Here is a 13,844-nt window from a genome sequence, read left to right as displayed (position 1 = left end):
ATTTCCACCGCGTTTTTTCGTTAACTCAGATTAAGCAATCGTCAAGGTTTGATCAACGTAAATAAACAAGTTGTCATAACCTGTCACCGAATAAATATCGTAGGTGCCGTTATTTTTGCTGACTTCTTCTCTACCGGTATTGACAAAGGCTTCGTCCAAGGTGACTTCGTTGTCTGTACCTTCGTTGGCAATACGGAAGATGGCTCTGCCTTCTTGTCCGATTTCAACGTCGACGTTTACATTGCCTCCAGTGTCTAACAAGTCGCTTAATGCCACGGTCACCTTGTTGTTGTCACCGGCGATTCTCACGGTTTCAACCGACATTGGTGTGGTGGAAATATCCGCAAGCACATAGGTTTGGTTTGTACCTGTGAAGATTAACGTATCCACACCGTGTCCCATATTGATTTGGTTGCCTGTACTGCTGAACTCGCCGTTATCTGTACCATATTCAATGCTGATGGTGTCGTCATTGACAATGGTCGTTGATTCAGAATCAAGTCCGCTATACGAATCATCACCGCTATTGTAAGCCATACCAAATTCAACCACGCTGTCTTTCAAGCCTGTGGTGATAATGGTATTATCGCCTCTGAATGCGTATGTTCCGCCCGCTCCTTCGTTAGCATCATTGTCAAAATAGGTTTCATTATAGACATCAGCCACAACAATCTTAGAATTCAGAATCATCCCTGAATAGTCGGTTTCGCCTGTACCACTGCCAGTTAAAATGGTGTCATTACCTGCACCCAAGCTGATTAAGCTGTTGTAAATCGCCGCGTTTGTCGGATCTTGCGCAAGCGTTTTGTCGCTGGTGCCTTCCACAACCAATGTGTCATCACCACCAGCATCATTATCCCCCGCCCCATTGTCAAACACCACTTCAGCATAACGCATTGATCCACCGGTGGTTTCTTTGCTGGCTGCCGGCACACTTGGGGTCACCAGAGTTGCGCCTTCAGTTTGGGTAAAGCTATAACCTGTGGCGGGGTTAAAGTAGAGATCGACATTAGGATTAGAGGCACCGACCCAAAGCAAGTCCGCCCCTTCCATAAATCTCACCCCAGTACGCACGGTATAGCCGGTACCACCAGCTTGGGTGAAACCATTGGTGAAGTCAATTAAGCCCGTATCAACCGCACTATTTGGTGCACCGCTGATGTCGCCGTGTACGATAACCGCATTATTCGTCTGGACAGAGCCAATTTGAATATTAACATTGTCACTTGTACTGCTGCTGATCATATCGCCCGTTATCACATATTGGCTATCTTTTTCACCATTTTCTACTTTAAGTCTTTTTCCCGGCAACCACGTGTCATCTGATGCGGTACCACTAGTATCTTCAATCGTAACAGTTACACCGTTTGCCTCCCAAGTCGCCTTATATTTCAATAAGGTATCTAGTTTGTAATCCGCATAGACTTCATCAACTGCGCCTGTACTTTCCGACGTGAATGGATCGAAAAATTCTTGGTTAGGCGCGGCTTGAATGATACGGCTGTAATCTGACTTGGTGCCAACCGAGTTTTCAGAATGCGCTTTCACTTCGGAACCGTCTTGCACGGCCGTTGCATAAATAGTCGCATAGTCCCCCGCACTGAGGTCAACAATACTCGGCTCGCTTGATACCCAAGTGCCGTCATTGACGTTGGTGAAAGTGAGGGTTTTTGGTTCACCTGTCTTTTCATCCGTGTACTCCACAACGACTGTCACCATCTTCTCAGGCAAGTAAACCAACACCGCACCGGTGTTCAAATCACGCAATTCTGGCACGACAGGCTCATACTCTTTCAGCAACTGATCCAATGGAATGGTGTCCGTTGAGCCATCCAGATAAGTAATTAATAAGCCATCTGGCGTCCATTTTGGTGGATTTTCCTTATTGTCTAAGGCATCAATAACATCTTGTTTATCTTCGTTTTCAGAACGCGCTTTCAAGGCAGCCACCACGCGCTGAGTTTCTTCCTTGTTCACTTTGCTCCAGTCCTGTGGATAAACCGCTTCGACACGGGTGTCTACCTCGTTTTCCCAAAGGTCGGTTGGATCCACACTTTTCGTAATCTTCAGTTTCACCAATTGATCTAAGTCGATCTTGTCAGTTGAACCGTCTGTGTAGGTAATGATAAGTTCATCCCCTTCCCATTTTGGTGGATTTGTTGTGTTTTCTAAGGCCGCAATCACGTCTGGTTTCGCTGCGTTCTCTGCATTCGCTTTTAACGCCTCAATCACCGCGGCTTTTTCGTCGTCACTCGGCGCGGTTGTGCTATCAACCGGAACACGGGTATCTACCGCTGGATTTTCGCCATCTTCTTCTTGGTATAAGTCCGTCGGATCCACGCCCTTAGTGATAAAGTCTTTAACAGTCTTATCAGGAGAAATCTCGTCGGTTGAGTCGTCGGTATAGGTGACAGTAACGGTCCCATCATCTGCCACGACGACGGATTTGATTTTGTCCGCAATGCCCTTATTAGCATCTTCTACGGCTTTCTTAACAGCGGCTTTTTCGGCCTCAGTTAACTGCTCTTTGTTTTCCACTGGGGTGGCGACGGGATCCGTTGGATCCAAGTCAGTAGTGATTAACTCTTTAATCAATTGATCTAACGGAATAGTATCGGTTGAACCGTCCGCGTAAGTAATCACTAAGCCTTTATCTGTCCATTGTGGTGGGACATCTTCATTGCCTAACGCGCCCATCACATCTGGTTTCATTTGGTTTTCCAAGTTCTTGCTTAATGCGTCAAGCACCGCCGCTTTATCTTCGGGGGTTAAGTTTTTATCGTCTTGAACAACGATACGCGTATCCGTATTGGTCTTTTCATCCAACAGATCCGTTGGATCAACGTCATCCGTAATTTTCTTCGAGGCGGGTGTACTTGGCGTAGACGAGCTTCCGCCACCGCTACCACCCGCGGCAACAGCAATCGCGGCCATGGCTGCCGCGCCGGCAGCGGCCAGCCCCCAATGTGGCGCCCAACCGGTAAAAATGGCGTCACCACCTAAGACTTCGGTAGCAAGCATGCTGTCATTTAACGCCGCAATGGCACTGGTGGCTTCGCTGTTGGCTGGGATGTAAGGATAATATTGTCCGTTTTCGGCCAAGCCTTGGATTAAGGCGGGATCGTTATAATAATCCGCGATAATTAAATCTTCATCTTGTGAATCTTGGAAGATAATATGTAAATCGTTGCCAACACGTTTGCTGACGATCTGTTGTGGCGCGACGTTGGTGTCTAAATCGAGCAGTTCATAAACCGCGTTGCCACCGACGTGCTGAATTTTTACCGCCTGATTAGCGACATTTTTGGCAACCTCAATGGTTTGTGTGTTGCCTTGGGTTTTAATTTTGAGTAAGACTGTCATAAAAGTTTCCTAGTTTGGGTTGTTCATCATAAACATCATTTAACGTATTTTTTCAACAATTTATTAAAATCATGAAAAATGGAAAAACGCATTAACAGCGTTCGCTGCCAACGTGTTTTGGGGCATTGAAAAAGGGAGATTAAAAGGGAGATTTGTTGCTGGCAAGGCAAAGAAAGCACTTGCCCAAAGGGAAATGCTTTTTCTAGTCTTGCTTGCTTGCTTGCTTGCTTGCTTGCTTGCTTGCTTGCTTGCTTGCTTGCTTGCTTAGGATTTTGTCTTTCGATCATCAAGTTTGTCAACTGTTTTTCAACTAAATTTTATTAAATTGGGTTAAAGATCCGCCAATCATAATCCCCCCCCAACGTTGGACACAAACCAACGGATGAAGGAGCAATAAAAGAGATGTCGGGTCTTTGTTAATTTATGATTATTTTTTCAATAATTCACGAATATCGGTTAATAATTCTTCCGTTGTTGGGCCAGCTGGGGCTTCTTCTACTGGTTTTTTCATTTTGTTAATGCCTTTCACCATCATAAAGATCGCAAATGCAATAATAATGAAATCAAACACATTTTGAATAAAGACACCGTAGTTTAAGGTCACCGCAGGCGTTTCACCTACCGCTTCCGCTAACACGATTTTTAAATCTTTGAAATCCACGCCACCGGTCAAGATACCTAACACAGGCATCACCACATCACCGACCAATGAACTCACGATTTTACCAAATGCGCCACCGATAATCACACCGACTGCCATATCAACAACATTACCACGCATGGCAAATTCGCGAAATTCTTTCATAAAACTCATCATTTTTTCCTTTCTAAATAAATTGCTATTAAAGCCCGTGTATTATATAAATTTTATGCAATTTGTATAGCATTTTGTTTATTTTTTAGATAAAAAACGTCGTGGTTTGGAAAAGTTTCTCCATTTCGGAGACCTGTTTCTTATCCGCCAGATACACCACCACATGATCATTTTCTTCAATCACCAATTCTTTGCGCGCAATAATGACGTCCCCCGCACGTAACACCGCACCAATTAAGGCACTGTTAGGTAATTTTAGCTCACCCACTTTACGCCCAATAATATTTGAACTGGTTTTGTCACCATGTACCACCGCCTCCAAGGCCTCTGCGGTGCCGTGACGGAGAGAGGCCACGTTGATAATGTCCCCTTTTCGTACATGCCCTAATAACGCAGAAATCGTGGCTTGTTGCGGCGACACCACAATATCCACGGCGCCCCCTTGAATCAAGTTAATATAGGCCATGCGTTGAATCAAGACCATGACTTTTTTTGCCCCCAACCGTTTCGCCAATAGCGCTGACATAATATTGGCCTCGTCGTCACTGGTTAAGGAAATGAACACATCCATATTTTCAATTTGTTCTTCAAATAACAAACCATGATCGGAGGCGTCACCATGAAAAACCAAGGTATTGGATAATTTCTCTGCTAATTGTGCCGCCCGTTCTGCATTACGTTCAATCAGTTTGACGGTGCAATTATTTTCTAATTTTTGCGCCACGGTTAACCCAATATTGCCGCCACCCGCAATCATAATGCGCTTATAAGAACGCTCTAAACGTTGTAATTCAGACATCACCGCTTTAATATGTTCGGTCGCACAAATAAAAGTGACTTCATCCCCCGCCTCAATAATGGTCGAGGCTTGTGGGCGAATGGCTTTATCTTGTCGGAAAATCGATACCACACGGCAATCAATATGCGGTAAATGCTCACGCAAAGCAGAAATGGCATAACCTACCAATGGGCCACCGTAATAGGCTTTACACACCACCACGCTAATTTGTTTATCGGCAAAATGCGCCACTTGCAAGGCGCCAGGGTAATTAATTAAGCGAACAATATCTTCCGTCACCAAGTTTTCTGGCGAAATAATATGGTCAATGGGGATCACATCCGAGGTAAATAATTTCTCTTTTTCACGTAAATATTCGGCATTGCGAATGCGCGCAATTTTGGTCGGCGTACGAAATAACGTATAAGCAATTTGGCTGGCCACCATATTGGTTTCATCGGAATTCGTGACCGCCACTAATAAATCTGCATCCGTGGCGCCCGCCTCACGTAAAACACGTGGCGAGGAGGCAGAACCAATCACCACGCGCAAATCAAACTTATCTTGTAAATTGCTCGTATTCGTTTCGTCGTTATCGACTAGGGTAATATCGTTATCTTCACTGACTAAATTTTCCGCCAATGTCGCCCCTACTTGCCCTGCGCCAAGAATAATTATTTTCACACTCGTTCCTATTTTCGTTCTAACACTAAAAGTTGTATGCCTATATTAACAGAATTTAGACCGCACTTTAACTGTTGAATTGGGGGGAAGTTCATAAAAAAACGCTCTCAATCGAGAGCGTCTATTATATTATTTTTTCGCTTTAAGTACACGCTGCGCGAAAATCGTGACCCCAGCGGCAAAGACGATCAGCCCGAGAATCTCAGCGGTACCGCCCCAGTTCTCAAGATCGAGTGCGAGCGGTGCGTCAGATCCACCGGAAGTGACCGAGCCTGCGATAATAAAGGCAAGAAGTACCCCGATTAAACTTTCACCCACGATTAAACCCGCAGCAAATAACGTCCCTGAGCGTTCCGCTTTTTTCTTGAGTTCATCGGCATTCTTGCCAGAACGTTTCGCATAGCTGTCTAAATGACGATTCGTCAACCAAGCCAATATCGCCCCAATAATTAAGGGTGCATTAATTGACGGCGGTAAATAAATCCCCATACCAATCGCTAAAGCAGGTAAAGCAAAACGGTTGTTAGATGATTTTTTCAATAACGCATCAATAATAATCACCACCACACCTAAACCAATACCAAAGAAGATATAACCCCATTCTAAGTTATGGGAGAAAATACCGTTAGCAATAGTCATCATTAAGGTCGCTTGCGGTGCAGAAAGCACTTGACTTGGATCCATTCCCTCACGTGGTACAGCACCCGTAAATCCATAAGAATAATAGAGAATATCAAGCACCGGTGCAATCACTAACGCCCCAACAATGACCCCGATAATTAAGGCAACCTGTTGACGCCAAGGGGTCGCTTGAATCAGATAACCGGTTTTTAAATCTTGTAAGTTATCGTTCGAAATCGCTGCCGTACAGATCACGATAGAACAGCTAAATAAGGTCAACGCCGTTAAGAATTTTTGACCGTCAGCGGTATCTAATAAGCCAGCAGATGAACCAATTAACATCAACACAATGGCTGTGATAACCACGGAAATAATACCGATACCGGAAATTGGGCTAGAGGATGAACCCACCAAACCGGCCATATAACCACAAGCGGCGGCGACTAAGAAACCGATCACAAAGGCCAATAAGGTACAAACCACAATTAACGTAATGGCGACCGCAGGTTCAATACCAACGGGTTCTAAGAAACTATATAAGGCTAATACAATCAAGATCACGGAAACCAAGCTAATATAAATCATGGCTTTCGGTGATAAATCTTGCGTAGTGCGGTCATTATTTTTGAAGTTTGGATCCTTTAACGCACGGAATGATTGAATCATCCCTTGTGCCATCGGTTTCATTAACACCAATAATGTCCAAATCGCCGCAATACCGATAGTCCCGACCCCGATAAAGCGGACTTTGCTTTTCCAAATACTCACCGCATAGCCGACCATGTCCGCATCCACTGGCATTGGCGCAGCAGAGGTAAAGTATGGCACCGCAATGCCCCATGCAATGAAGATGCCGAGTAGAATTGCAATACCGCCCACGATACCAACCAAATAACCGGCCCCTAACAAGGCGAGTGAAAAGCCCATTGGCACTTGGAAAATCGCATTGCCGCCTTTAAACCAAAGGCTTGCACTGTCCGCAATCACTCGTAATCCGTTGGTCGCAAATCCCACTACCGCGGCAATCACACCACCAGTGGCAATTTCTTTAATGCCACTGTCGCCAGAATGATCATCACCGGCTTTTAGAATTTCAGCCGCTGCGACGCCCTCTGGATAAGGTAAATCACTTTTGACCACCATCACATGACGTAATGGCACGGTGAAAATTACCCCAAGCACCCCACCAGAGATACAGATCAATAAGGTTTGCCAAAATGGAAAGCCTTGCCAGTAACCCATCATTAACATGGCTGGCAACACGAAGATCACCGAAGATAAGGTGCCCGCAGAGGAGGCTTGGGTTTGCACCATGTTATTTTCAAGAATATTGGCATCTTTGAAAAATTTTAACACTGCCATAGAAATCACGGCAGCCGGAATAGAAGAAGCGAACGTTAAGCCCACTTTCAGCCCTAAATAAACGTTTGACGCCGTAAACACGACGGTAATTAACGCCCCGAGAATCGTTCCTCGCAGTGTTAATTCTTTTAATGAAAGATCATTGCTTGACATATAAATTATCCCTTAATATAAAAAAACCTCGGTATCTTACTGTAATTTACGCCGTAAAAAAAGCATAAATATCGTTATATAACAATTAATCAATTTTATTTAATAAAATTTAATTAATTTAACGAATTTTTATATTTTTTCTAAATAATCACGCAAAGCATAAATAGCAACTAAATTACGACTCTCACAAAAATCAGGATTGTTCAGTAATTCATCTAATTTTGCCAAAGGGAAACGCAGAATGTCTAACGGTTCTGGCTCATCACCCTCTAATTTTGATGGATAAAAATCTCGTGCCACTAAAATGTGCATTGGGCTGTTCATAAAAGTTAAATTAGAATTGACCGTGCGTAAATGAATAAACTGTTTGGCGCCCAAGCCCAGTTCTTCTTGCATTTCACGGTTGGCACTTTGTTCAATGGTTTCACCTTTTTCCATCAACCCTTTACAGAAACCCAACTCATAACGCTCGGTTCCCATGGCATATTCTCGCACCATTAACAGATCATCGCCATCAATCGGCAACACCATCACCGCCGCCCGACTGGCAGGCTTAAAACGCTCATAAGTGCGGTGGATTCCATTAGAGAATTTGAGATCCACCGATTGAATGGTAAAAATGCGGGATTGACAAGCAGTTTGAATGTTCAAAATTTGTGGTAAAGTTTTTTCAGAAAATAGGGGCATTTTGTGATCTCTCGTTTTACAAAAAATAAGAATAACGATACCATAAACAGCGAACAGATTTAAGGGAAAATCATGGCAAAAGGTAAATCAAATAAATCACAGGCACAACCAGACGATAATGATGTTCGTCTTGATAAATGGTTATGGGCAGCACGCTTTTATAAAACTCGCACCATTGCCAAAGAAATGATTGACGGCGGCAAAGTGCATTACAATGGACAACGCACGAAGCCAAATAAAAGCGTAGAAATTGGGGCAAGCATTAAATTACGTCAAGGCAATGATGAAAAAGAGATAAAAGTCACCGCGCTTTCCACACAACGCCGTGGCGCCCCCGAGGCACAATTACTGTATTGCGAAACGGCGCAAAGTATTGAAACACGTGAAAAAATCGCCTTAGCTCGCAAAATGAATGCCATGCCACATCCTGATCGCCGACCGAATAAAAAAGAACGGCGAGAACTCATTCAATTTAAACATCAGTAACCAAATCACAAAAAGTGCGGTAAAATACACCGCAGTTTTTACAAGGAACCACAAAAGAACATGACCGATTACTTAAAAGACCCTCACAAAGATAACGACAAACTGTATCGTTACCTCTTCCAAAACCGTGCTGTACGTGGCGAATGGGTGCGGATTAACCAAAGTTTTATCGATACCTTAAATACCCATCATTACCCAAAAGCCGTACAAAATTTACTCGGTGAAATGCTGGTCGCCACCACCTTACTCACCGCTACGCTAAAATTTAACGGCAATATTACCGTGCAAATTCAAGGCGACGGCCCGTTAAAATTAGCCTTAGTCAATGGTTCCGACAGCCAACAAATCCGTGCGTTAGCTCGCTTGCAAGGCGAAATTAGCGACCAAATGAGCTTGCAACAAATGATTGGCAAAGGCGTGTTAGTGATCACCATTGCGCCAAATGAGGGCGAGCGCTATCAAGGTGTGGTCGCCTTAGACAAACCGACCATTACCGAATGCCTAGAAGATTATTTCATGCGTTCCGAACAGCTACAAACGCAATTAATTATTCACACCGGTGAATTTGAGGGTAACCCCGTTGCGGCTGGCATGTTGTTACAAATTATGCCAGATGGTCAGGGTTCACCGGAAGATTTTGAGCATTTAGCCACGCTCACCACCACCGTCAAACCCGAAGAAATTTTCGGTTTATCGGCGGAAGAAATGTTGTATCGTTTATATCACGAAGAAAGTGTTGAAGTTTACCCTGCTCAACCTATCGCCTTTCATTGCGGTTGTTCCGCCGAACGTTCAGGCTCTGCCTTAATGTTAATTTCAGAGGCTGAGATAGATGAAATCCTAGCAGAACATAATGGCAGCATTGATATGCAATGTGAATGTTGCGGCACCCATTATTTCTTTAATAAAGAAAAAATTGCGCAACTTAAAGCGCAATAATTGACTCATTTAAAAGGATAACCATGTCAGAACAAATTTATGGCATTCATGCCGTGAGTGCCTTTTTACAACGTACACCTGAACGTATTATTGAAGTGTTAGTACTTAAAGGCCGTGAAGATAAACGCTTACAGCCTTTACTCAATGACTTGCACAAATTAGGCATTACAGTGCAATTTCTCAATCGTCAAAGTTTGGATAACAAAGCCAACGGTGAAGTACATCAAGGCATTATTGCCCGAGTGCAAGCAGCCAAAGAGTTAAATGAAAACGATCTGGATCAGATTTTGCAAAACAAACAAAGCCCGTTTTTATTGGTACTAGACGGCGTGACCGATCCACATAATCTCGGGGCTTGTTTACGGACCGCCGATGCCGCAGGTGTAGATGCGGTGATTGTACCAAAAGATAAATCCGCACAATTAACCTCAGTCGCTCGTAAAGTCGCTTGCGGCGCAGCGGAAACTATGCCCTTAGTTCGGGTGACAAATTTAGCACGCACCTTGCGAGAACTGCAGCAAGATCACAATATCTGGGTGATTGGTACGGCGGGCGAAGCCACAGAAACCCTATATCAAACCAAATTAACAGGCGCTATTGCGTTAGTGATGGGCGCCGAGGGTGAGGGCATGCGACGCTTAACTCGTGAATGTTGTGATCAGTTAGTGAGCATTCCCATGGCAGGATCGGTTTCATCCCTTAACGTTTCCGTCGCTACGGGCGTGTGTTTGTTTGAGATTGTGAGACAGCGATTAGGTTAACCCACCAAAATTCTAAACAACGGCATATCCCAACTTTCTACGGGAAGTTGCTCAACTTGTTGACATTGATGTGCCAAGCCCACGGGGATAAACGATTTCTGTTGCCAATCTTGTAGCGTGCGGTCATAAAAGCCGCCGCCCATGCCTAAACGATTACCTTGTTGGTCAAAAGCGACCAGTGGGGTAAAAATCATATCCAGTTGCGCCACGGGCAACACATTTTGTACGTTTAACTGCGGTTCAAAAATGCCGAATTTATTGGTAATTAACGGCGTGTCAGGGCGATGTTGTAAAAAAAGCAGATGCCCCGCACAGAAAGGGTGCAACACGGGCAGATAGACGTTTTTGCCTTGCTGCCATAAGGTTTCAATTAATAATTGCGTGGAAATTTCACCGTCAAAAGACAAATATAACGCAATGTTTTGCGCTTGGCGTTGTTCAATTAAAGTCAAGGCCTGTGCGGTAATACGTTGCGCAGCTTGCGCTTGTTCAAGTGCGGTTAAATTTTTTCGTGTTTTTCGCATGTGTTGACGAAGATCTTGACGAAGTTGAGCGATATTTTGTGATGGCATAAGCAATATTGATATGAGGTTTGGAAGGCCCCGAGATGCCGTTGCGGGTGGTCGGTCCTTGAACCCGACGGTTCAAGGGAGTCAGTTTTAGTCATTTTTAGGCTTCTTAACTTTGTTACAAGAACAAATTAAGCCTGCACACCAATAACACAGAGAACCAACTCGAAGTATGTAAGTATCGGCTCAGGGACGTAACCCTTTGGCGAACATCTCAGGTAATCTTTGAATTATACTAACGCAAATTCCGCCGCTTGACTAGCATTTATTTCAGCTAAAAAAGCAGATTTATTGAATTTCATACGCAGGCTGTTGATTTGTTGTGCGAGTTAAAATATTTTCTAAAGAGGCAGATAACTGCTGAATCTGATCGTGCAACACTTTCTCCATCAAATTGTTTTTTTGCTTTTCTTGTAACAATTCAAAACTTAAATTTAACGCCACAATATTTACCGCACGATCCACTTGCACGGTTTGCATGCGTTCTTTCATTTCGCTGACACGTACATCCAGCAATCTGGCCGCCTCACGCAAATCATCATGCTGTTCTTCAGGGACATTTAATAAGAAAACTTGCCCTAACAAATTTAATTCAATCTTTTTTAATGCCATATTCTCACCATTCATTGAAATTTTTGTTATTATGCCACAGAGAAAGATTTTATGTCATGAATAATCTGTTAGAATTAACGGATATTCATTAACGGGGAAAAATATGATCGACTATTTTCAACTGAACCAAAAACTTAAATCTGCCAGTATCGCCCTGTCTGCTGCGGAATTGCACGGATTTCTCAGTGGGCTGATTTGTGGTGGATTAGATGATCAAAGTTGGCAACCCTTGCTTTATCAATTTACCAACGATAATCACGCCTATCCTACCGCCTTATTAAATGACGTTACCGAAATCTATGCCAAAATTAACCGCACTTTAAGCGATATTGACGGCTTTAATTTTGAATTATTATTGCCAGACGAAGACGCGGATATTTTTGCACAAGCCGATGCCCTATGCGAATGGGCGAATCACTTTTTATTGGGCTTAGGTTTGGTGCAAACCCAATTAGACAAAGAAAAAGGCGAAATTGGTGAGGCCATTGATGATTTGCATGACATCTGCCAATTAGGCTATGATGAACAAGATGATCCGGAAGAATTAGCCGAAGCCTTAGAAGAAATTATTGAATATGTTCGGACGATTGCTGCTTTGTTTTATACGCATTTTCGTCCGTTCGAGAAAACCAAACCCACGATTCACTAGGAGGAAAATGATGGATTTAGCCTATATGCACGCCATTCCCAAAGAAGAATTTATTCAACGCCGTGCAACCTTATTTGCAAAAATGGAAGATGACTCAAGTGCGGTGATTTTTTCATCAAAAGAAGTATTTCGTAATAGCCATTGTACTTATCCATTCCGTCAAGATAGCTATTTTTGGTATCTTACTGGATTTAATGAGCCTGATGCGGTTTTAGTGTTAAGTAAAAAAAATCAGCAAGTTTCCACCGCACTTTTTCTCCGTCCGTCTGATCCTGAACGAGAAACTTGGGACGGCAGACGATTAGGGATTGAAAAAGCTCCGCAAACCTTACAAATCGATCAGGCGTTTAATATCAGTGAATTAAAACAACAACTTCCTAGCTTATTGTCTGGTGCCAAAACCGTTTATTTTTTACAAGGATTAGATGGTCGCTCCGCTGACGATGCGTTTATGCAAAATTTATTGCCTGAATTAAGCGTGACAAAATTTACCCCATTACAACCAATATTAGATGAAATGCGTTTATTCAAATCTGAAAATGAAATTCGCATTATGCAACAAGCAGGACAAATCACTGCACTCGCCCATATTCGTGCCATGAAAGAAGCCCGTGCCAATTGTTTTGAATATGAAATTGAAGGTGAAATATTGCATGAATTTAGTCGATTTGGGGCGAGAGGGGCATCTTATAATAGTATTATCGGTGGTGGCGAAAACGCTTGTATTTTGCACTACGTTGAAAACGATCACCCGCTCAAAGACGGCGATTTATTGCTCATTGATGCAGGCTGTGAGTTTGCCATGTATGCAGGCGATATTACCAGAACATTCCCAATCAACGGCAAATTTAGCCCAGCACAACGGGAAATTTATGAGATCGTGCTAAAAGCTCAAAAACGGGCACTTGAAATCTTAGTGGCAGGCAATTCTATTCAACAAGCCAATGATGAAGTGGTGCGAATTAAAACCGAGGGTTTAGTCCGTTTAGGTATTTTAAAAGGCAACGTGGACGAACTCATTGCCAATCAGGCTTACAAAGAATTTTATATGCACGGCTTAGGGCATTGGTTAGGGTTAGATGTGCATGATGTCGGCAGTTATAGCAACGGCACACACAATGTGGATAGAAATTCCAAAATCAGAGACCGCACGTTACAACCTGGCATGGTGTTAACGGTTGAACCAGGTTTATATATTTCGTCAAAATCGGATGTACCTGAACAATATAAAGGTATTGGCGTACGCATTGAAGATAATATTTTAATTACCGAAACAGGGAATAAAATCTTTACTTCTGCTGTGCCAAAAGAGATTGATGAGATTGAGGCATTAATGGCGGAAAGATAATTGAAACTAAAACAAAGG

Annotated in this window: 13 protein-coding genes and 1 other RNA gene; 5 read left to right on the top strand and 9 right to left on the bottom strand. The window is 43.3% G+C overall.

Features of this window, described 5'->3' with window-relative positions:
- Positions 1-30 precede the first annotated feature (30 nt).
- The 6 genes from ACTG7X_RS08675 to nudE form a co-directional block, all read right to left on the bottom strand.
- The gene (locus ACTG7X_RS08675) at positions 31-3,363 is read right to left on the bottom strand and encodes a hypothetical protein (protein WP_439258085.1); all 3,333 of its coding nucleotides are present in this window, start codon (positions 3,361-3,363) and stop codon (positions 31-33) included.
- Between the two features lie 35 nt (positions 3,364-3,398).
- Positions 3,399-3,650, bottom strand: coding sequence for a hypothetical protein (locus ACTG7X_RS08670; RefSeq protein ID WP_439258084.1), 252 nt, complete (start codon positions 3,648-3,650; stop codon positions 3,399-3,401).
- A 140-nt stretch (positions 3,651-3,790) separates the two neighbouring features.
- On the bottom strand, positions 3,791-4,177 hold the full coding sequence (gene mscL / locus ACTG7X_RS08665) for a large-conductance mechanosensitive channel protein MscL (protein ID WP_439258083.1): 387 nt from the start codon (positions 4,175-4,177) through the stop codon (positions 3,791-3,793).
- Positions 4,178-4,262: 85 nt separating this feature from the next.
- A complete protein-coding gene (trkA, locus tag ACTG7X_RS08660) occupies positions 4,263-5,639 on the bottom strand; it encodes a Trk system potassium transporter TrkA (protein ID WP_439258082.1) in 1,377 nt (458 codons plus the stop codon).
- Between the two features lie 129 nt (positions 5,640-5,768).
- Positions 5,769-7,775, bottom strand: coding sequence for an OPT family oligopeptide transporter (locus ACTG7X_RS08655; protein WP_439258081.1), 2,007 nt, complete (start codon positions 7,773-7,775; stop codon positions 5,769-5,771).
- A 129-nt stretch (positions 7,776-7,904) separates the two neighbouring features.
- Positions 7,905-8,462, bottom strand: a complete 558-nt coding sequence (gene nudE / locus ACTG7X_RS08650) for an ADP compounds hydrolase NudE (protein WP_439258080.1) — start codon at positions 8,460-8,462, stop codon at positions 7,905-7,907.
- Positions 8,463-8,534: 72 nt separating this feature from the next.
- Between nudE and hslR the strand changes: the two genes are divergently transcribed.
- The 3 genes from hslR to rlmB are packed head-to-tail and all read left to right on the top strand — an operon-like array spanning position 8,535 to position 10,648.
- The gene (gene hslR / locus ACTG7X_RS08645) at positions 8,535-8,948 is read left to right on the top strand and encodes a ribosome-associated heat shock protein Hsp15 (RefSeq protein ID WP_439258079.1); all 414 of its coding nucleotides are present in this window, start codon (positions 8,535-8,537) and stop codon (positions 8,946-8,948) included.
- A 60-nt stretch (positions 8,949-9,008) separates the two neighbouring features.
- Positions 9,009-9,887 carry an Hsp33 family molecular chaperone HslO gene (gene hslO, locus ACTG7X_RS08640; protein ID WP_439258078.1) on the top strand — a complete coding sequence of 293 codons (879 nt, stop codon included), beginning with the start codon at positions 9,009-9,011 and terminating at the stop codon, positions 9,885-9,887.
- A 23-nt stretch (positions 9,888-9,910) separates the two neighbouring features.
- Complete coding sequence (gene rlmB / locus ACTG7X_RS08635; RefSeq protein WP_439239932.1) at positions 9,911-10,648, top strand: 23S rRNA (guanosine(2251)-2'-O)-methyltransferase RlmB; 738 nt, start codon at positions 9,911-9,913, stop codon at positions 10,646-10,648.
- Here the strand turns inward: rlmB and ACTG7X_RS08630 are convergent.
- From ACTG7X_RS08630 to ACTG7X_RS08620, 3 genes are all read right to left on the bottom strand, one after another.
- Positions 10,645-11,220, bottom strand: a complete 576-nt coding sequence (locus ACTG7X_RS08630; protein ID WP_439258077.1) for a 5-formyltetrahydrofolate cyclo-ligase — start codon at positions 11,218-11,220, stop codon at positions 10,645-10,647. The genes rlmB and ACTG7X_RS08630 overlap by 4 nt on opposite strands.
- A 23-nt stretch (positions 11,221-11,243) precedes the next feature.
- A non-coding RNA gene (ssrS, locus tag ACTG7X_RS08625) (6S RNA) lies at positions 11,244-11,441 on the bottom strand.
- Positions 11,442-11,505: 64 nt separating this feature from the next.
- Positions 11,506-11,829: a cell division protein ZapA gene (locus ACTG7X_RS08620; protein ID WP_439258076.1), complete on the bottom strand. Its 324-nt coding sequence runs from the start codon at positions 11,827-11,829 to the stop codon at positions 11,506-11,508.
- 103 nt (positions 11,830-11,932) lie between these two features.
- On the opposite strand from ACTG7X_RS08620, the gene ACTG7X_RS08615 reads away from it, so the two are divergent.
- Together ACTG7X_RS08615 and pepP are read left to right on the top strand one after the other, a co-directional pair.
- Positions 11,933-12,478, top strand: a complete 546-nt coding sequence (locus ACTG7X_RS08615) for a YecA/YgfB family protein (RefSeq protein WP_386691458.1) — start codon at positions 11,933-11,935, stop codon at positions 12,476-12,478.
- 10 nt (positions 12,479-12,488) lie between these two features.
- Positions 12,489-13,826: a Xaa-Pro aminopeptidase gene (gene pepP, locus ACTG7X_RS08610; protein ID WP_439258142.1), complete on the top strand. Its 1,338-nt coding sequence runs from the start codon at positions 12,489-12,491 to the stop codon at positions 13,824-13,826.
- Positions 13,827-13,844: the final 18 nt, after the last annotated feature.

The organism is Lonepinella sp. BR2271, from assembly GCF_051851515.1.
Lineage (GTDB): Bacteria > Pseudomonadota > Gammaproteobacteria > Enterobacterales > Pasteurellaceae > Lonepinella.
This window is presented reverse-complemented; position numbering and strand designations above follow the sequence as displayed.

Excerpts from the sequence above, each read along its gene's own strand:
- ACTG7X_RS08675 (WP_439258085.1), bottom strand. The coding sequence starts at position 3,363 with ATGACAGTCTTACTCAAAATTAAAACCCAAGGCAACACACAAACCATT.
- pepP (WP_439258142.1), top strand. The coding sequence starts at position 12,489 with ATGGATTTAGCCTATATGCACGCCATTCCCAAAGAAGAATTTATTCAA.
- hslO (WP_439258078.1), top strand. The coding sequence starts at position 9,009 with ATGACCGATTACTTAAAAGACCCTCACAAAGATAACGACAAACTGTAT.
- ACTG7X_RS08655 (WP_439258081.1), bottom strand. The coding sequence starts at position 7,775 with ATGTCAAGCAATGATCTTTCATTAAAAGAATTAACACTGCGAGGAACG.
- ACTG7X_RS08615 (WP_386691458.1), top strand. The coding sequence starts at position 11,933 with ATGATCGACTATTTTCAACTGAACCAAAAACTTAAATCTGCCAGTATC.
- mscL (WP_439258083.1), bottom strand. The coding sequence starts at position 4,177 with ATGAGTTTTATGAAAGAATTTCGCGAATTTGCCATGCGTGGTAATGTT.
- ACTG7X_RS08620 (WP_439258076.1), bottom strand. The coding sequence starts at position 11,829 with ATGGCATTAAAAAAGATTGAATTAAATTTGTTAGGGCAAGTTTTCTTA.
- nudE (WP_439258080.1), bottom strand. The coding sequence starts at position 8,462 with ATGCCCCTATTTTCTGAAAAAACTTTACCACAAATTTTGAACATTCAA.
- ACTG7X_RS08670 (WP_439258084.1), bottom strand. The coding sequence starts at position 3,650 with ATGATCGAAAGACAAAATCCTAAGCAAGCAAGCAAGCAAGCAAGCAAG.
- ACTG7X_RS08630 (WP_439258077.1), bottom strand. The coding sequence starts at position 11,220 with ATGCCATCACAAAATATCGCTCAACTTCGTCAAGATCTTCGTCAACAC.
- hslR (WP_439258079.1), top strand. The coding sequence starts at position 8,535 with ATGGCAAAAGGTAAATCAAATAAATCACAGGCACAACCAGACGATAAT.
- rlmB (WP_439239932.1), top strand. The coding sequence starts at position 9,911 with ATGTCAGAACAAATTTATGGCATTCATGCCGTGAGTGCCTTTTTACAA.